15 protein-coding genes are annotated in these 18450 nt (G+C 56.3%); 12 read left to right on the top strand and 3 right to left on the bottom strand.

Going from position 1 to position 18450, the window contains the following annotated elements:
- Positions 1 to 24: 24 nt before the first annotated feature.
- The 3 genes from scpB to tesB all read left to right on the top strand — a co-directional run bounded on the left by scpB (position 25) and on the right by tesB (position 2848).
- Positions 25 to 588 (top strand): SMC-Scp complex subunit ScpB, encoded by a 564-nt coding sequence (gene scpB, locus AACW87_RS00745; RefSeq protein ID WP_241278349.1) that lies wholly within the window; start codon positions 25 to 27, stop codon positions 586 to 588.
- Positions 589 to 857: 269 nt separating this feature from the next.
- Positions 858 to 1781 (top strand): 23S rRNA pseudouridine(2605) synthase RluB, encoded by a 924-nt coding sequence (gene rluB, locus AACW87_RS00740; protein WP_043134216.1) that lies wholly within the window; start codon positions 858 to 860, stop codon positions 1779 to 1781.
- Positions 1782 to 1984: 203 nt separating this feature from the next.
- Positions 1985 to 2848, top strand: a complete 864-nt coding sequence (gene tesB / locus AACW87_RS00735) for an acyl-CoA thioesterase II (RefSeq protein WP_043556714.1) — start codon at positions 1985 to 1987, stop codon at positions 2846 to 2848.
- Positions 2849 to 2912: 64 nt separating this feature from the next.
- On the opposite strand, the gene AACW87_RS00730 is transcribed toward tesB, so the two are convergent.
- The 3 genes from AACW87_RS00730 to AACW87_RS00720 form a co-directional block, all read right to left on the bottom strand.
- Positions 2913 to 4091 (bottom strand): dicarboxylate/amino acid:cation symporter, encoded by a 1179-nt coding sequence (locus tag AACW87_RS00730; protein WP_241326311.1) that lies wholly within the window; start codon positions 4089 to 4091, stop codon positions 2913 to 2915.
- A 117-nt stretch (positions 4092 to 4208) separates the two neighbouring features.
- Positions 4209 to 4781, bottom strand: a complete 573-nt coding sequence (locus AACW87_RS00725; protein WP_445206837.1) for a class I SAM-dependent methyltransferase — start codon at positions 4779 to 4781, stop codon at positions 4209 to 4211.
- Positions 4782 to 5211: 430 nt separating this feature from the next.
- Complete coding sequence (locus tag AACW87_RS00720; protein WP_241326309.1) at positions 5212 to 5853, bottom strand: TetR family transcriptional regulator; 642 nt, start codon at positions 5851 to 5853, stop codon at positions 5212 to 5214.
- A 143-nt stretch (positions 5854 to 5996) separates the two neighbouring features.
- Between AACW87_RS00720 and AACW87_RS00715 the strand changes: the two genes are divergently transcribed.
- From AACW87_RS00715 to AACW87_RS00675, 9 genes are all read left to right on the top strand, one after another.
- Entirely contained in the window at positions 5997 to 7178 is a 1182-nt protein-coding gene (locus tag AACW87_RS00715; RefSeq protein ID WP_043134209.1) for an efflux RND transporter periplasmic adaptor subunit, read from the top strand.
- Between the two features lie 17 nt (positions 7179 to 7195).
- On the top strand, positions 7196 to 10345 hold the full coding sequence (locus AACW87_RS00710; RefSeq protein WP_042870633.1) for an efflux RND transporter permease subunit: 3150 nt from the start codon (positions 7196 to 7198) through the stop codon (positions 10343 to 10345).
- On the top strand, positions 10338 to 11759 hold the full coding sequence (locus AACW87_RS00705; RefSeq protein ID WP_241326308.1) for an efflux transporter outer membrane subunit: 1422 nt from the start codon (positions 10338 to 10340) through the stop codon (positions 11757 to 11759). The genes AACW87_RS00710 and AACW87_RS00705 overlap by 8 nt, the downstream gene beginning before the upstream one ends.
- A gap of 734 nt (positions 11760 to 12493) precedes the next feature.
- A complete protein-coding gene (rfbB, locus tag AACW87_RS00700; RefSeq protein ID WP_241326307.1) occupies positions 12494 to 13579 on the top strand; it encodes a dTDP-glucose 4,6-dehydratase in 1086 nt (361 codons plus the stop codon).
- The gene (gene rfbD / locus AACW87_RS00695; RefSeq protein ID WP_241326306.1) at positions 13579 to 14466 is read left to right on the top strand and encodes a dTDP-4-dehydrorhamnose reductase; all 888 of its coding nucleotides are present in this window, start codon (positions 13579 to 13581) and stop codon (positions 14464 to 14466) included. Before rfbB ends, rfbD begins: the two co-directional genes overlap by 1 nt.
- Positions 14467 to 14581: 115 nt before the next feature.
- A complete protein-coding gene (gene rfbA, locus AACW87_RS00690) occupies positions 14582 to 15460 on the top strand; it encodes a glucose-1-phosphate thymidylyltransferase RfbA (RefSeq protein ID WP_241326305.1) in 879 nt (292 codons plus the stop codon).
- Positions 15461 to 15520: 60 nt separating this feature from the next.
- The gene (gene rfbC, locus AACW87_RS00685) at positions 15521 to 16090 is read left to right on the top strand and encodes a dTDP-4-dehydrorhamnose 3,5-epimerase (RefSeq protein ID WP_241326325.1); all 570 of its coding nucleotides are present in this window, start codon (positions 15521 to 15523) and stop codon (positions 16088 to 16090) included.
- Entirely contained in the window at positions 16087 to 17199 is a 1113-nt protein-coding gene (locus tag AACW87_RS00680) for a glycosyltransferase family 4 protein (RefSeq protein WP_241326304.1), read from the top strand. The genes rfbC and AACW87_RS00680 overlap by 4 nt, the downstream gene beginning before the upstream one ends.
- On the top strand, positions 17196 to 18419 hold the full coding sequence (locus AACW87_RS00675; protein ID WP_241326303.1) for a lipopolysaccharide biosynthesis protein: 1224 nt from the start codon (positions 17196 to 17198) through the stop codon (positions 18417 to 18419). Before AACW87_RS00680 ends, AACW87_RS00675 begins: the two co-directional genes overlap by 4 nt.
- Positions 18420 to 18450: the final 31 nt, after the last annotated feature.

The raw sequence follows: 18450 nt of genomic DNA, 5'->3' as shown, positions 1-18450 counted from the left end.
CAGCCATGAGCGGGGAGGGCAACCGTGGCGCTGCCCGCTGAACGGCTCAAGACGCTGGTCGAGGCCGCGATCTTCGTGGCCGGACGGCCATTAACCGTAAGTGAGCTGAAAAGCGGCGTGCTGGCGGATTACCCCGTCACCGGCCGCTATATTCAACTCTTGCTGGCAGAACTGCGGCAGGATTACAGCGAGCGGGGGGTGGAGCTCAAAGAGGTTGCCTCCGGCTGGCGCTTTCAGGCGCGTCAGGAGTATGCCGAGGAGCTCTCCAGGCTCTGGAGCGAGCGGGCACCCCGCTATTCCCGCGCCGTGATGGAGACGCTGACGCTGATTGCGTATCGGCAGCCCATCACCCGGGCCGAGATCGAAGCCATCCGCGGGGTGGCGGTGTCGAGCCAGATAGTGAATACCCTGAAAGAGCGTGGCTGGGTGCGCAGCGTCGGTCACAAGGAGGTGGTGGGTCGCCCCGAGCTGCTCGCCACCACCCGGGAGTTTCTGGATTATTTTAATCTGCAGAGCCTGGAGCAGCTCCCCGAGCTGGATCCTGAACTGCAACACCCCTTGCCCGGTCTGCCGGTCGAGGGCAGCTAGGCCCGGTTCAGGTCGCTGGCCTGTGCCGGCTGACCTGGCCTCTTGAACATCAGGGCGTGTCGGATGACCCATGCGGGATCCTGCACTGCCATCCCCTTGCCCGGCATGCCGGGCGAGGGCCGCGAGACCGGGTCCACTGTGCTGGCATGTGCCGGCTGACCCGATCTTTTGAGCATTGAAGCGTGTCGGATTGCCCGTACTGGGTTCGACACAGTAATAACCGTTGCCCGTTATGCTGGCGGGCAGCGATCAACAATCAGGTAACCCCGATGAGTGAAAAACTGCAAAAAGTGTTGGCCCGCGCGGGTCACGGCTCCCGTCGTGAGATGGAGGCCCTGATCACCGCAGGTCGGGTCAGTGTGGATGGCAAGGTCGCCACACTGGGAGATCGCGTCGAAGTGAACGCCGTGATCCGTGTCGATGGCCATACGGTCAAGACCCGTGCCGAGGAAGAGATGATCTGCCGCGTGCTGGCGTATCACAAGCCCGAAGGGGAGATGTGTACCCGTCACGATCCGGAAGGTCGTCCCACCGTGTTCGATCGTCTGCCCAAGCTGGAGAGTGCCCGCTGGATCGCGGTAGGCCGTCTCGACGTCAACACCTCCGGCTTGCTGCTGTTCACCACAGACGGTGAGCTGGCCAACCGCCTGATGCACCCGAGCCACGAAGTGGAGCGTGAATACGCGGTGCGTGTGTTTGGCGAGATCACCGAAGCCATGCTGCAACGCCTGCGCAAGGGTGTGCAGCTGGAAGATGGCATGGCCAAGTTCAACAAGATCAAACCGGCCGGCGGTGAAGGCCTGAACCAGTGGTTCAACGTCACCCTGACCGAGGGCCGCAACCGTGAAGTGCGCCGCCTGTGGGAATCCCAGGAAGTGCAGGTGAGCCGTCTGATGCGGGTGCGCTACGGCGACGTCACCCTGGATCGCGGCATCCCTCGTGGTGGCTGGCAGGAGCTGAAACTGCCGGAAGTGAACTACCTGCGCGGTCTGGTCAACATGCCGCCGGAGACCGAATCCAAGGTCGATCTGCAGCAGGATGGCAAGAGCACCCGTCACAAGCAGGCCGCCCAGATCCGTCGCGCCGTCAAGCGTCACAAGGACATGCAGGGCATGGAGCCGCGCGCCCGCAGCACCACGGCCCGCCGCAAGCCGACCTCCTCTACCCGCAACTCGGGTACCGGCAGCAAGTAAGCGTTGCGCTGAGCCTCATGGGTTCGCGCATGGAAAGGCCCGCCTCTCAGGCGGGCCTTTTTGTTGCTGCCGTCTGCCGTTTATTATTCCAATTCCTTCCTTGCTGAATTAAACCACCCGGCGGATCCACTGCGGGGGAGGGGCAAGGTTGCTCTGCCAGAGCGGGCTTGTTAGCCTTTGCGGCACTGATACAGGAGATAATAATGAGCAAGGTACTTGATGAGCTGCTGGCACTGCTGGCGCTCGAGAAAATCGAGGAGGGCCTGTTTCGGGGCCAGAGCCAGGATCTCGGTCTGCGGGCCGTGTTTGGCGGACAGGTAATGGGGCAGGCCTTGTCAGCCGCCAAACAGACGGTGGCCGCCGATCGTCAGGTGCACAGTTTCCACTCCTACTTCCTGCGCCCCGGTGATGCCAATCGTCCCATCATCTACGACGTGGAGAATATCCGTGACGGCCAGACCGTCTCCACCCGCCGGGTCAAGGCCATTCAGGGCGGCAAGCCCATCTTCTATCTCAACGCCTCCTTCCAGGTCGAGGCCGAGGGGTTCGAGCATCAGATCGCCATGCCGGCGGGGATCACCCCGCCCGAGCAGCTCAAGAGCGAGCTGGAGCTGGTGCGCCCCTACGAGCAGCAGATCCCGTCCGCCCTGCGCGACAAGATCATGTGCGAGAAGCCCATCGAAATTCGCCCCGTGACCCTGGTCGACCCGATCCGCCCCGATGTGCACGAGCCGCTGCGCCACGTCTGGTTCAGGGCCAACGGCCAGATGCCGGACGATCAGCGGGTCCATAAATACCTGCTGGCCTATGCCTCCGATTTCCACTTCCTGTTTACCGCCCTGCAGCCTCATGGCGTCTCGTACTGGGAGCCGGACATGCAGGTGGCCACCATAGATCACTCCATGTGGTTCCACCGGGACTTCCGGCTGGATGACTGGCTGCTCTACGTGGTGGACAGCCCGAGCGCCAGCGCAGGTCGTGGTCTGGTGCGCGGCCAGTTCTTCACCCGCGACGGTGTGCTGGTGGCGAGCACGGCGCAGGAGGGGGTGATCCGCCGGCGCGGTTGACCTCGGATGCCAGCCATAAAAAAACGGGAGCCACTGGCTCCCGTTTTTTTATGTGCTTGCTCTATCAGGCTGCGTCCTGCTCGGCGCCGAGCGCTGTCTCCCCGCGCTGGGCGAAGCGGTCGGCCCACAGGGCGATGACGCCGTCACCTGTGACGTTGCAGGCGGTGCCGAAGCTGTCCTGCGCCAGGTAGAGGGCGATCATCAGGGCGATGGAGGCCTCACCGAAGCCGAGCATGGAGGTGAGCAGGCCCAGGGCGGACATGACGCCGCCACCCGGGGCACCCGGCGCGGCTATCATGATGATGCCCAGCATCATGATGAAGGGCAGCATGGTGTCCAGTCCCGGAATGGCCAGGTGCTCGGAGAGGAACATGACGGCGGTGGCACAGGTCACCAGCGTGATGGTGGAGCCACACAGGTGGATGGTGGCGCACAGCGGCACGGTGAAGTTGGCTATGCCGTCGCTCACGCCGTTGTTCTTGCTGGCCTGCAGGGCCACCGGGATGGTGGCGGCGCTGGACATGGTGCCGAGGGCGGTGAAGTAGGCGGGCAGCATGTTCTTGATGAGCATGGCGGGTGAGCGACCCAGCGCCAGCCCAGTGCCGACGAACAGCACGGAGAGCCAGAGCCAGTGCATCACGATGGCCATCACCAGCACCACGCCGAAGGTCTTCAGGGTGGCGAAGACGGTGCCCTCGACCGTCATCTCGACGAAGACACCGGCGATGTAGAAGGGCAGCAGCGGGATGATCACCTTGGCCAGCAGGCGGTCTATGATGTCGCGGCCCTGATCGGCGACCCGGCGCAGATCGGTGGCCTGGGTGGCGCTGATGCCGATGCCGAACACGAAGGCGGCGGCCAGGGCCGACATGACCCCGAACAGCGGCGGTATCTCCAGGTTGACGTAGGAGCTGAGCTTGATGGCGGCCGCGGCCGTGGGCTCGGCGGCTGTGGTCAGGCGCGGGATCAGGTTGCTGGCCACGGCAAAGGCGAACAGGCCCGCCAGTATGGTGGAGCAGTAGGAGAGGGCGACCGTCTTGCCCAGCAGCTTGCCGGAGTTCTTCGGCAGGCTGGCGATGCCGCTCATGATGAAGAACAGGATGATGAGCGGAATGGTGAAGGTGATCAGCTGACCTATGACTGTCTTGGCCGTAAACAGCACGCGTGCGACCCATTCGGGGGCGTAGAGACCGAGCAAGAGACCGGCCAGGATGCCGGCAACCAGTTTGAGGACAAGTTTCATAAGTAAATCCAGGTGTTAGTGTCTGATTTGTTATTTAATTTTGATTTTAATGCCGCTTTTTAACACAAACGCCGCATCTTGTCTGCCATCACCTGGTTAACTCCGAGTTAAATATTGTTATCTGGATGATGGATCACGGGGAATGGGTCCCTTGAAGCGACGGCGGCGATATTGATGCAGGGTGGGGGCGAGCTCGGGGAGGCGGATCAGCAGGGCATGCAGGCAGCGGCCGTGCACGGCATCCTCGCTGCACCAGCTCTGATGCAGGGTAAACGGCAGGGGGGCGATCAGTTGTTGCAGGCGGGTCTCATCGAGGCGGGTCTGCAGCGGATATTCGTCTTGTGAGGAGGCCACGGCGCAGCTGTGCTCGCCCTCGTCATAAGGGAAGGAGCAGTAGAGCGGCGCCCGGGGTTTGAGCAGGCCGGCGAGATGCATCAGGGCGGGGGCAAGCTCTCCCTCGGCCAGGCAGGGCAGCGAACCGCTGGCCCAGATGCCGTCAAAGGGCAAGGCGCTGTGCATCTGCTCGAGGCGGCAGACCCGCACCGGTTGGCCGCTGCGGCGCGAGGCGAGCCTGGCCTGGGCCAGGCTGGCATCAAAGGCGGTGACCATGAGGCCTTGCTGCCGGAAAAAGAGCAGATCCTCGCCCGCTCCGCAGCCCGCCTCCAGCAGATGGGCCCCGCTTGCCAGCAATATCAGAAAGCGCTGACGGGCTGACAGGGTGTCGGCATCCGCCGCAGATGGCAGACTGGAGGAGGCATCGTGGTCGGGCAGCGGCGATGCAGATGGCTGACTGGGAGAGGCATTGTGACCGGGCAGCGGCGATGCAGATGATTGACTGGGGGAGGCATTGTGACTGGGCAGCGGCGATGCAGATGATTGACTGATGGAGGCATCATGATTGGGCTGTGGCGATGCAGATGGCTGACTGGGGGAGGCATCGTGGTCGGGCAGTGGAGATATGGACATGGCAGGCACCTTCTTTCGGGGGCGCTACTCTAGCAAATTTGGCGACGGGCTACCAAAGCGTCGTGCCGTGAATCGGTACTGCCAGGCAGGAGAGCGGTTCTGTGGTGGCGTGCGGGAGCAAGGAGCGGGGCCAGCGTCGGGCTGGCCCGGGCTATCAGCTGCGGCGGGTGGCCGGGCCGGTTGGCAGGGCTATCAGGGCAAACAGGCTGTCGAGCAGGAAGTCGGCCTCCCGGGTCAGGTCGATGCGCTCCGGGAAGTGCAGCCAGTTGATGATGTAGCCATCCAGGGTGCAGTGCAGCAGGGTGGCGGCCCGCTGCAGATCCAGTCCCCGGGGCAGTTGGCCGAGGCGCACCGCATTGGCCAGGGTGGTCTCCAGATCCCGGAAGAAGTTGGCGGACTGGCTGCGCATGTGCTCGCGCAGCGAGATGGCTTCCCCTTCCAGCGATTCGAGATTGAACATGATGGTGAACATCTGCTGGTGGGCAGGATTGGTGCTGATCTTCACCAGCACCTCCTTGAGGAAGCTGCGCAGCTTGCCGAGGGGATCCGGCTCCTGTTCGGCGACACAGGCGTCGAGCTGATGGGAGAGCGGTTGGCACAGCTCCTCCCACAGGGAGACGAACAGCTCCTCCTTGTTCTTGAAGTGCCAATAGATGGCGCCACGGGTCAGATCGGCGGCCCTGGCAATATCGGTCAGGCTGGTCTTGGCCAATCCTTGCGAACAGAACAGATTCAGGGCCGTACTCATGATGTGGCAGCGGGTCTGCTGCGCCTCTTCTTTGGTTCTTCTGGCCATCGACATCTGCGCCTTGTAAAAGTAAAAAAAGTCACTTACATACATTTATGAATGTATGTATATTGCCTCATCTTTCCGATTTTACCAACAGGGTCATATAAAACCTGTGGTTATTCATTGATTGACAGAGGCTCAGGTTCTTCATGCATAAACATATTCTCGCACGTTCGGTCGGCCTTGCCCTGCTGGCAAGCGGTCTGCTGACAGCTTGTGGCGAACAGGGCAGTGCCCAGCAAGGGCCGGGTGAGATGCCACCCGCCGCCGTGGATGTCGTCACCCTGCACACCATGCCGTTGCAGCTCACCTCGGAGCTGACTGGCCGCAGTGCCCCGCTGCGGGTCGCCGAGGTGCGTCCCCAGGTGAGCGGTATCATTCTCAAGCGCCTCTTTACCGAAGGCAGCGACGTCAAGGCCGGTCAACTGCTGTACCAGATAGACCCCGCCGTCTATCAGGCCAGCGTGGCCAGTGCCAAGGCCAATCTGGCCAAGGCGCAGGCCAACGAGCAGAGCGCCCGCCTCAAGGCCAAGCGTTATGCCGAGCTGGTGAAGGTGAAGGCCATCAGCAGTCAGGAGTACGACGATGCCGATGCCGCCTGGAAGCAGCAGCTGGCCGAGATAGGAGCCGCCAAGGCCGCAGTGCAGAGTGCCAACATCAATCTGGCCTATACCCGCATCACGGCCCCCATCAGCGGTCGCATCGGCAAGTCTGCGGTGACCGAGGGTGCCCTGGTGACGGCCCAGCAGGCCGACAGCCTCACCTCCATCCAGCAGCTCGACCCCATGTATGTGGATGTGCGTCAGTCCACCGCCGATCTGCTGCGCCTCAAGCGTCAGGTCGCCGCCGGCAAGCTGACCCAGGGCCAGCAGGATGGCGCCAAGGTGCGCTTCCAGCTGGAAGATGGCAGCAGCTACAGCGAAGAGGGCTCATTGCAGTTCTCCGACGTGACCGTGGATGAGACCACCGGCATGGTGACCCTGCGGGTGATAGTCCCCAACCCTCACCAGCTGTTGCTGCCCGGCATGTTCATGCGCGCCACCCTGCAAGAGGGTGAGCGGGCCGAGGGGCTGTTGGTGCCGCAAACCGCCGTGACCCGCACCCCGAAAGGCGGTGCCACCGTCATGGTGGTGACCGCGGACAACAAGGTCGAGCTGCGGGAAGTGCAGCTGAGTCGCATCGTCGGCAGCGACTGGGTGGTGGAATCCGGTCTCAAGACGGGCGAGCGGGTGATCGTCGCCGGTCTGCAAAAGGTAAAACCCGGGGTTGTCGTGGCGCCCACTGAACAGGCTGCCACCGAGCTGTCTGCCCAGACCCCGGCCAACAAGTAGGATGGAGTAGTCGCCTCATGGCACGATTTTTCATAGACAGACCCATTTTCGCCTGGGTGATCGCCCTGGTGATCATGCTGGCGGGGAGCCTGGCCATCATAGGCCTGCCGATCGCTCAGTATCCCAGCATAGCGCCACCCGCCGTCGGCATCTCCGCCAGCTATCCGGGCGCCTCCGCCAAGACGGTGGAAGACTCGGTGACCCAGATCATCGAGCAGAACATGACGGGGCTGGATCACCTGCTCTACATGTCTTCCCAGTCCGATTCGTCCGGCAATGTGTCGGTGACCCTCACCTTCCAGGCCGGTACCGATCCCGATATCGCCCAGGTGCAGGTGCAGAACAAGCTGCAGCAGGCGATGTCGTTGCTGCCGCAGGAAGTACAACAGCAGGGGATCCGGGTTCAGAAGACCTCCAGCAGCTTCCTGATGGTGGCGGCCTTCATCTCCAGCGATGGCAGCATGAACAACGATGACCTGGCCGACTACGTGGTGGCCAACATCAAGGAGCCGCTGAGCCGTCTGGACGGGGTCGGGGACATCACCTTGTTCGGCAGCCAGTACTCCATGCGGGTCTGGCTTGATCCGAACAAGCTCAACCGGGTACAGATGACCCCGATTGATGTGCAGACCGCCATCAAGGCGCAGAATGCCCAGGTGGCGTTCGGCAAGCTGGGCGGTACGCCTTCCGTGACCGATCAGCAGTTCACCGCCACCATCATGGGGCAGACCCGTCTCTCCAGCGTGGCCGAGTTCAACAATATCTTGCTGCGGGTGAATCAGGACGGCTCCAAGGTACGGCTGCAGGATGTGGCCCGGGTTGAGCTGGCGGGCGAAAACTACGACGCCGATGCGCTCTATAACGGCCAGTCCACCGCGGCTGTCGCCATCAAGCTGGCGACCGGTGCCAACGCGCTCGATACTGCCGAGAAGATCCGCGGCAAGCTGGATGAGCTCTCCGCCTACTTCCCGGCCAACATGGAAATCGTCTATCCGTACGACACCACGCCGTTCGTGAAGATCTCCATCGAGGAGGTGGCGCAGACCCTGATCGAGGCGATCTTCCTGGTGTTCTGCGTCATGTATCTGTTCCTGCAGAACTTCCGCGCCACCCTGATCCCGACCATAGCCGTGCCCGTGGTACTGCTGGGGACCTTCGGCGTCATGTCGGCGTTCGGCTTCTCCATCAACACCCTGACCATGTTCGGTCTGGTGCTGGCCATAGGCTTGCTGGTGGATGACGCCATCGTCGTGGTGGAGAACGTGGAGCGGCTGATGAGCGAGGAGGATCTCTCCCCGCTGGAAGCGACCCGCAAGTCCATGACCCAGATCACGGGTGCCCTGGTGGGGATAGCCCTGGTGCTGTCCGCCGTGTTCGTGCCCATGGCCTTCTTCGGCGGCTCGACCGGTGCCATCTATCGCCAGTTCTCGCTCACCATAGTCTCGGCCATGGTGCTGTCGGTGCTGGTGGCCCTGATCCTGACCCCGGCGCTCTGTGCCACCCTGCTCAAGCCGATCAAGCACGGCGAGTTCGGTGCCCAGCGCGGCTTCTTCGGCTGGTTCAACCGGGCCTTCGATGCCGGCGCCAACCGTTACCAGAACGGCGTGCGCAAGGTAGTCAAGCAGGGGGTGCGTTACGGCATCATCTATGCCGCCATGCTGGCGGTGCTGGCCATTCTGTTCATGCGCATGCCCACCTCCTTCCTGCCGGAAGAGGATCAGGGGGTCATCATGTCCATGGTGCAACTGCCGGTCGGTGCTACCAAGCAGCGTACCGAGGTGGTGCTGGCGGACATGCGCGACTACTTCCTGAAGAACGAGAAGGATAATGTCGAGGCCGTGCTGACGGTGGCGGGCTTCAGCTTCGCCGGTAGCGGTCAGAACAGCGGCATGGCGTTTATCAAGCTGAAAGACTGGAAAGAGCGCGACACGCCGGAGCGCAGTGCCAATGCCATCATAGGCCGCGCCATGGGCTACCTGTTCAGCATCAAGGAAGCCCAGGTGTTTGCCTTCAACCTGCCTCCCATTCCTGAGCTCGGGACGGCCACCGGTTTTGACTTCTACCTGCAGGATCGCGGCGGGCTGGGGCACGAGAAGCTGATGGCGGCGCGCAACCAGCTGCTCGGCATGGCGGCGCAGGATCCCAACCTGGTGCGGGTGCGCCCGAACGGGATGGAAGACACACCGCAGCTCGACGTCAAGATCGACTACGAGAAGGCGCTGGCGCAGGGGCTCTCCATCAGCGACATCAACAACACGCTGGCGGCGGCCTGGGGCTCTTCCTACGTGAACGACTTCGTCGATCGCGGTCGGGTCAAGAAGGTCTACCTGCAGGCGGATGCACCGTTCCGGATGAACCCGGAAGATCTCAAGCTCTGGTATGTGCGCAACAGCGCGGGCCAGATGGTGCCCTTCTCCGCCTTTGCCAGCACGGAGTGGAGCTTTGGTTCGCCCCGTCTGGAACGCTACAACGGTGTCTCCGCCATGGAGATAGTGGGTGAAGCGGCGCCCGGCAAGAGTACCGGTGACGCCATGGCGGCCATAGAACAGATGGTGAAACAGCTGCCGGAAGGTATAGGTATCGAGTGGACAGGTCTCTCCCTGCAGGAGCGCCAGGCAGGCTCCCAGGCGCCAGCCTTGTACGCCATCTCCCTGCTGGTGGTATTCCTCTGTCTGGCTGCTCTGTACGAGAGCTGGAGCATTCCCTTCTCGGTGATGCTGGTAGTGCCGCTCGGGGTGTTGGGCGCCATTCTGGCAGCGACCATGCGGGGGCTCGAGAACGACGTCTACTTCCAGGTGGGCTTGCTCACCACCATAGGGCTGTCGGCCAAGAACGCGATCCTGATCGTCGAATTTGCCAAGGAGCTGTATGACAAGGGGATGGGTGTCAGCGAAGCCGTGGTGGAGGCAGCCCGGTTGCGGTTGCGTCCGATCCTGATGACCTCGCTCGCCTTCATCCTCGGCGTGCTGCCGCTGGCCATCAGCTCGGGCGCGGGTGCCAGCAGCCGCAACGCCATAGGTACAGGCGTGATGGGGGGCATGATCAGCGCGACCGTGCTGGCCATCTTCTTCGTGCCGCTGTTCTTCGTGCTGGTGACGCGCTACTTCACCAAACACAGTACACGGGAAGAGCGTGCTGCCCTTGCCAAGGAGACTCATCATGACTAAGACGATCGTCGCCTTGAGCGTGACACTATTGCTGGGGGCCTGTTCCATGGCCCCCGACTATCAAAGACCCGCGCTGCCGCAAGGCGCCTCCTGGCAGAGCAACCAGGCGGAAGGGGTGGCGGTCGCCTCCCCCTGGCAGCAGCAGTTCCTCGATCCGGCCCTGCAGAAACTGATCGCTACTGCGCTGGAGAACAACCGGGATCTGCGTATCGCCGCTCTCAATGTCGAGGCCTATGAGGCCAGATATCGCATCCAGCGGGCGGCCCAGCTGCCGACCCTGGCGGCGAACGGCTCAGGCACTCGCCAGCAGGGGTCGGATGATCTCAGCAGCACGGGGCAGGGTGCCATCAGCAGCCAGTACGATGCCAACATCGGCATCACAGCCTATGAGCTGGACCTGTTCGGCCGGATCCAGAGCCTGAAGGATCAGGCGCTGGAGACCTATCTTGGTCAGATCGAGACCCAGCGCAGCACCCAGATTGCGCTGGTCGCCTCGGTGGCCAACGCCTATCTCACCCTGCTGGCGGATCAGGAGTTGCTGGCGTTGAGCGAGGCAACCCTGTCGACCGAGCAGGAGAGCTATGGCCTGACCGAGCACAAGTATCGCCTGGGCGCGGCCTCCGAGATGGAGCTGGCGCAGGGGCGTACCGCGCTGGAGAGCGCCCGGGTCAGCCTGGCCCAGTACCAGCGCCAGGTGAAGCAGGATCGCAACGGTCTGGCCCTGCTGCTTGGCAGCCAGGTACCGGCACTGGACGGTCAGCCGGCGACCCTGGCCGAGGTGCAACTGGCGGCCATCCCGGTCGGCGCACCTTCCAGCCTGCTGCAGCAGCGCCCGGATATTCTGGCCGCCGAGCACAGTCTGAAGGCGGCCAATGCCAATATTGGTGCGGCGCGCGCGGCCTTCTTCCCCTCCATCTCGCTCACCGCGACGGCGGGCACCGCCAGCAATCAGCTGAGCGGCCTGTTTGATGGCGGGACCGGGACCTGGTCGTTTATCCCCCAGATCAACCTGCCCATCTTCGATGGCGGCAAGCGCATTGCCGATCTCGATGTGGCCGAGGTGAGCACCAGGCAGGCGGTGGCCAGCTATGAGAAGAGCATCCAGACCGCCTTCAAGGAGGTTGCGGATACGCTCGGCACCCAGGCTGATTACCAGCAGCAGTTGCAGGCGCAGCAGGCACTGGTCGAGGCCAACCAGACCTACTTCAAGCTGGCGGAGTTCCGCTATGAGCAAGGTGTGGACAGCTACCTGACCCGGCTCGATGCCCAGCGTTCGTTGTTCAGTGCCAAGCAGGGGCTGATCAGCACCCGTCTGGCCCAGCTGACCAACCAGGTGGCGCTTTACAAGGCCGTGGGTGGTGGTTGGCAAGCCCCCGACGCAAGCGCGACGGCGAGTGTTCAGCAGCAGCAGTAGCCATCACCTCCCAGCTTGCGTTATCGTATAGCCACAGGGCGAACCATCCGGTTCGCCCTGTTTGTTTTCAGCAAAAACATATACATATGAAACTCAAGTGACATAATACGTCGTGCAGACAAAGTACCTGCAGGGAGCAGAAATTTGCGGAAAAGTTCAAAATTTGCGCATTCTTGGATGGGGTAATTGTAATAAAATGTTACATATTTACCTCAACGCCGGAGCAAGGTGACGCTCTTGTGATCAAATTCCACTTTGATGCGTCATTTGTCACTATTTTTACTTTGAAACCCCGCAGTTGAAAATGATGGCCAAACATTTTTGTCCGTCAACAGAGAGTTGAGCAACAGCAAAGCTGGTTGTAAATGACTTGTCTTGAGCAAGGTTGTTTTGGCTATTCAAGGTGCCGGGAAAGGCGCTAGAATCCAGACCCATGCCCTTGAGACATGGCATTTATATATGGCTTCAGCTTGTGTAATGGCCAAGTTGAAGGCAAAACAGGCAACGGTCTTGTCATCAGGGACGGGGGCAGAACAATCCTAAGCTGGAGGGCATCATGACCAACAGCACACACAATCTGGTTAAAAGCAGCAAACTGGGAGCTGTAACTCAGGGGCGGTAGCTATTGCTTTTGACTTGCAGAACATCAGACATCCGCTGCAAAGACGAGTATCATCGTTGCTTTCTAGCTTTTTAAAAAACGCAATTTTCTATTAATTTTCAAGAGTATAATTATGAAGATTCTTGTCACTGGTGGCGCTGGCTTTATCGGCTCGGCGGTTGTTCGTCATATCATTGGGCATACCCAGGATTCAGTCATCAACCTCGACAAACTCACCTATGCGGGCAACTTGGAATCCTTGGCCAGTGTCGCAAACAGCGAACGTTATGCCTTTGAACAGGTAGATATCTGCAACCGCGCCGAACTGGACCGGGTGTTTGCCCAGCATCAGCCGGATGCCGTGATGCACCTGGCCGCTGAGAGCCATGTCGATCGCTCCATCACTGGCCCCGCTGACTTCATCGAAACCAATATCGTCGGCACCTACATGCTGCTGGAAACGGCTCGCGCCTACTGGAACGGTCTGGACGAGGCTCGCAAGGCGGCCTTCCGTTTCCACCATATCTCCACCGACGAGGTGTATGGCGATCTACCCCACCCGGATGAGGTGAGCGCCGGTGAGGCGCTGCCGCTCTTTACCGAAACTACCCCTTATGCCCCCAGCAGCCCCTATTCTGCCTCCAAGGCATCCAGCGATCATCTGGTGCGCGCCTGGCGCCGTACTTACGGTCTGCCGACCATAGTCACCAACTGCTCCAACAACTACGGCCCGTACCACTTCCCCGAGAAGCTGATCCCGCTGGTGATCCTCAACGCCCTGGATGGCAAACCGCTGCCGATGTACGGCAAGGGTGACCAGATCCGTGATTGGCTCTATGTGGAAGATCACGCTCGTGCGCTTTACACCGTGGTAACAACCGGTGTCATCGGCGAGACCTACAACATCGGCGGTCATAATGAGAAACAAAATCTGGAAGTCGTTCATACCATCTGCGATCTGCTGGATGAAATGGTGCCCAAGGCCGGCTCCTACCGCGATCAAATCATCTACGTGGCCGACCGTCCCGGCCATGATCGTCGCTATGCTATCAATGCCAGCAAGATGAGCGCCGAGCTTGATTGGCAACCGCAAGAAACTTTCGAGTCTGGCATTCGCAAAACCGTGCAGTGGTATATGTATAACCAACAGTGGGTCAACAACGTGAAGAGCGGGTCTTATCAAACCTGGATTGAACAGAATTACGGGGAGCGTGCCTGATGCACATATTGCTGTTTGGCAAGAATGGTCAGGTTGGCTGGGAGCTGCAACGTGCACTGGCACCGCTGGGCCGTATCACAGCCATCGATTTTGACTCGACCGATTATTGCGGTGACTTTAGCAATCCGACTGGTGTGGCGGAGACAGTACGCCTGGTGAAGCCGGATGTCATCGTGAACGCGGCGGCCCACACTGCGGTAGACAAAGCCGAGAGCGAGCGGGAGTTTGCCGAGCTGCTCAACGCCACCAGTGTGGCTGCGATTGCCAAAGAAGCGGAGGCATTGGGAGCTTGGTTGGTGCACTACTCCACCGACTATGTGTTCGATGGCAGCGGTGAGCACCCTTGGCTTGAAACCGATGCGACCGCTCCGCTCAACGTCTACGGCGAGACCAAGCTGGCGGGTGAGCAGGCTGCGGCCCTGTGCTCGCGCCACCTGATCTTCCGCACCAGCTGGGTCTACGCTGCCCGCGGTGCCAACTTTGCCAAGACCATGCTGCGTTTTGGCAAGGAGCGTAGCGAGATGTCGGTCATCAATGACCAGTTCGGTGCCCCGACCGGTGCCGAATTGCTGGCAGATTGCACCGCTCATGCGATCCGCGTGGCGCAGAGTAAACCAGATGTTGCCGGGTTGTATCATCTGATAGCTTCCGGTACCACCACCTGGTTTGACTACGCCCAGCTGGTGTTTGCCAAAGCCAGAGAGGCCGGGGTTGAACTTGCGGTCACGCAACTCAATGCGGTGCCGACCAGTGCCTTCCCGACCCCAGCCAGACGGCCCCATAACTCGCGCCTCAATACCAGCAAGTTTCAGCGTACCTTTGATCTGGTACTACCGGACTGGACAGTGGGCGTTGAGCGAATGCTGACCGAGATCCTCGGCAAGTAAGTACTACCCTCAGTTACCTCAACGTAATAGGCGCTGGCCAACAGGGATAAAATGCAAAGATGTGGCGTAATACCCATCTTTGTGTCGTCATTTTAAAAATAAGAAATAACGCATCATGATCAAACGCAAAGGCATTATTCTGGCCGGCGGCTCCGGCACCCGTCTTTACCCCGTGACTATGGCTGTGAGCAAGCAGCTGTTGCCAATCTACGACAAACCAATGATCTATTATCCGTTGAGTACCCTGATGCTGGCGGGCATTCGCGATATTTTGATCATCAGCACCCCGCAAGATACACCCCGTTTTGAGCAATTGCTGAGGGATGGCAGCCAGTGGGGCCTGAATTTGCAATACAAGGTGCAGCCAAGCCCGGACGGGTTGGCACAGGCCTTTATTTTGGGTGAAGAGTTTATCGGTGCAGATCCCTGTGCGCTGGTGCTGGGCGACAACATCTTCTACGGCCATGATCTGCAGAAACAGCTGGAAGCTGCAGCAAGTAAAGATAGTGGTGCTACCGTCTTTGCCTATCATGTCCATGACCCGGAGCGTTATGGGGTGGTGGAATTTGATACGCTGGGCACCGCTGTTTCACTGGAAGAGAAGCCACTGGATCCTAAGAGTAACTATGCGGTGACAGGTCTTTATTTCTACGACAACAGCGTGGTGGAGATAGCCAAGGGTCTGAAGCCGTCGCCGCGTGGTGAACTGGAAATCACCGATGTGAACCGAATCTACTTGGAACAAGGCAACTTGTCGGTGGCCATGATGGGTCGTGGTTATGCCTGGCTCGACACCGGTACTCATGAAAGCCTGATTGAAGCGAGTAACTTTATTCAGACCATTGAGACACGTCAGGGGTTGAAAGTTGCGTGTCCGGAAGAGATTGCCTATCGCCAGAAGTTTATCAATGCTGACCAAGTACGTGAGCTTGCTGCTCCATTAGCAAAAAATGCGTATGGGCAATACTTGTTAAGAATGGTTGCCAAAGCCTGATGTGATATGGGAGGAGGGAATATTCCTCCCATGAATAGCGAATTTAATGTGGATATACAGATGAATATAATCAAGACAGCCATTTCTGACGTGCTTATTTTTGAACCAAAAGTCTTTGGTGATGAACGCGGCTTTTTCTTTGAGAGTTTCAACCAAAAGTTGTTTGAAGAGGCGGTAGGATATCCGGTTACCTTTGTACAAGATAATCACTCCAAGTCTTCGAAAGGGGTACTACGTGGCTTGCATTATCAGTTGCCTCCCCATGCTCAGGGCAAGCTAGTGCGTTGTGTGGCAGGTGAGGTGTTTGATGTGGCGGTGGATATCCGCAAAAGCTCACCTACTTTTGGGCACTGGGTTGGGGTACATCTTTCAGATGAAAACAAGCGACAGCTATGGATCCCGGAAGGATTTGCTCACGGTTTTGTAACACTGACAGATACGGCCGAGTTTTTGTATAAAACAACAAACTACTATGCACCTGCCAGTGATAGAGGTATCGTGTGGAATGATACGGCAATTAGTATCCAATGGCCAGAATTAGGGTGTGAACTTCTGACATCATCAAAAGATAAGTTGGCAATGACTTTTAGTGAATACTGTAATATATCCTCTGCGGAGGTACAGTTTTGACTAAATTTGCAACAATATTTAGAGATTTTGAAAAAATACATCTTACGAAAGATGTCGGTATGATTCCGATGGCCATGACAAAAATAACTGGACAGAAGTCGAGTCTATTTTATTGGTGTCGAAAGAATAATATTGATGTAGAACCTTTTCGTGATTTAGTCGAGCTGAGACCAATCAGCGCTTATGGACGATTGCATTTCATATTTAAAGTATTGATGGTGATAATTAAAGAAAATTTCACTATTGTAAACTTGTACCATCTAAAAAATGAAACTTTATTAATGTCGCTAATATTAAGGCTGTTATCAATAGATGTTTATTTGAAACTTGATATGGATACTACTGGTGTAGAACATTTAAAAAATAAACTGAATGGTGTCATATATAGAGCCGTCATACCATATATTTTTAAAAAAATAAGTTTTATCTCTGTAGAGTCACTACCGATATTAAATGAACTAAAGAAATTAAACTGTGGTTTTGCTCGTGCAAAAATTATAACAAATGCAATTTTAACAGAAACCGTTCTTGCTCCTCGAACTGACTTTAGTCATCGGGACAATATAATTTTAATTTCTGGGCGTATAGGTGTTCATCAAAAAAATCATGAGCTAATCTTATCAAGCTTGGAGCATATTAATGATTTGATGAATTGGGATATTGTATTTGCAGGTCCAGTAGAAGATGATTTTTTGAGACTAATAGAAAAAAGCAAAATAGCTTCAATTGTAAAAAATAGAATAAAGTTTGTCGGTGAGTTAAATAGAAAGGAAATTTTTGAGCTTTATGCGAAAACCAAAGTATTTCTTTTACCGTCAAGACGTGAAGGTTTTTCATTAGCCTTGCTAGAGGCCGCTTTTATGGGGTGCTATATTGTTGCAACAGATGTAGGCGGGGTCAGAGAAGTCACCAAGGATGGATATTTTGGTTGCATTTTTCCTCAAGAGGGCGTGCTCGAACTTTCTAATGTAATTGCGGCGATAGTAAATAATGAACTAGACATTGCCAGTAATTATAGTGGGCGAGTTTCATATATAGAGGATACATTTAATATAGAACGTAATCTTAGGAAGATTAACTTGGATAAAACAAATGGTTGTCCAATATGATCAGAAAATTAGGTTATTCATTTTCACTGAATATCTTAAATGCAATATTTCCGTTACTGACACTACCAATAGTATTTCGTGCACTAAGCCCTGAGCAATATGGCGATTATGTTATCGCGAATATATTATATCAATTGACGATTGTTTTTTTTAACACCGTATTTGTGCAATATTTTATCCGAGAGTATAGCAGTAAGTGGTTAGCAGAGAGGGATACTGATAGCTGTAGATACATATGTGGAGAATATATATGTGTGCAGATGTATTTTATATTATTTGCCTGTGCCTTTTATATTGGATTGATATTTTTGTTCCATTCATTTGCCAATGTTAGATTCGATATTGCTTTATGGTATTTCATTCCATTAGTGTTGTCATCATTTAACGTGGAGTGGTATTATTTTGCTACACAAAACTATAAGGCTCTATTTTATAGAACAATTTTTATAAAAATAATGTTGCTTTTTTTTATTTATTTTTTTGTGAAAAATAGTGATGTTGTTTCATATGCTGTAATTATGGCGCTATCGTATGGACTAACATATATTATTGGCTACTTAAATATTAGTAAGCTTGTCCATTTCAGAAAAATCTCTTTAAGAGAGCTATCTCTCTATGCTGTAAAAGTGAAACACTTTGCGCTAAACTCTATTATTGGAGTTGGTTATCAATACGGAGACCAGTTATTATTAAGTATAATCCTCGGGAAAAAAGAACTTGCCATACTAAATATACTCAAGCAAATCTACGCAATGGCAATGATGGTACCAACAACTTGGTGTCGTTTTTTTATGCCTACGGCAATTCAGTCGTATAAGAATTTTAGTAATAATATGTTCCATAAAAAATATGGACTTATGTATGCAGCTATAAATGGCGTCATATTTTTATTCTTGTGTGTTCTCGGCACTACATTTTTAATATATTTCGCAGGTGAAGAATATCACTTCAACCATATTGATATCATCTTGTGTGCAATGTGTGTGATAAGTACAGCCGCCGCAGTATATATTGATACTCAAATCAGTATTCCTCAAGGATTAGAAAGTATTACTACAAGGTCTAATCTAATCGTGTTGAGCATATTCCTGGCCACGTTATATCTTTTTGTGAACTGGGTTGGGTATTCTGGGGCACTCATTAGCATCTTTATATCTGAGACATGTGGTGTGTTGATGATGGTGTATCTGCATTACAGGCGACATATTAAAAATAATTGATTGACTATTTATTATTTATTGGTAAATTTTT

The sequence above is a fragment of the Aeromonas sp. MR7 genome (assembly GCF_963899385.1).
Classification (GTDB): domain Bacteria; phylum Pseudomonadota; class Gammaproteobacteria; order Enterobacterales; family Aeromonadaceae; genus Aeromonas; species Aeromonas bestiarum.
The sequence above is the reverse complement of the archived record's forward strand: the minus strand, read 5'-3'. Positions and strand labels throughout refer to the sequence as shown.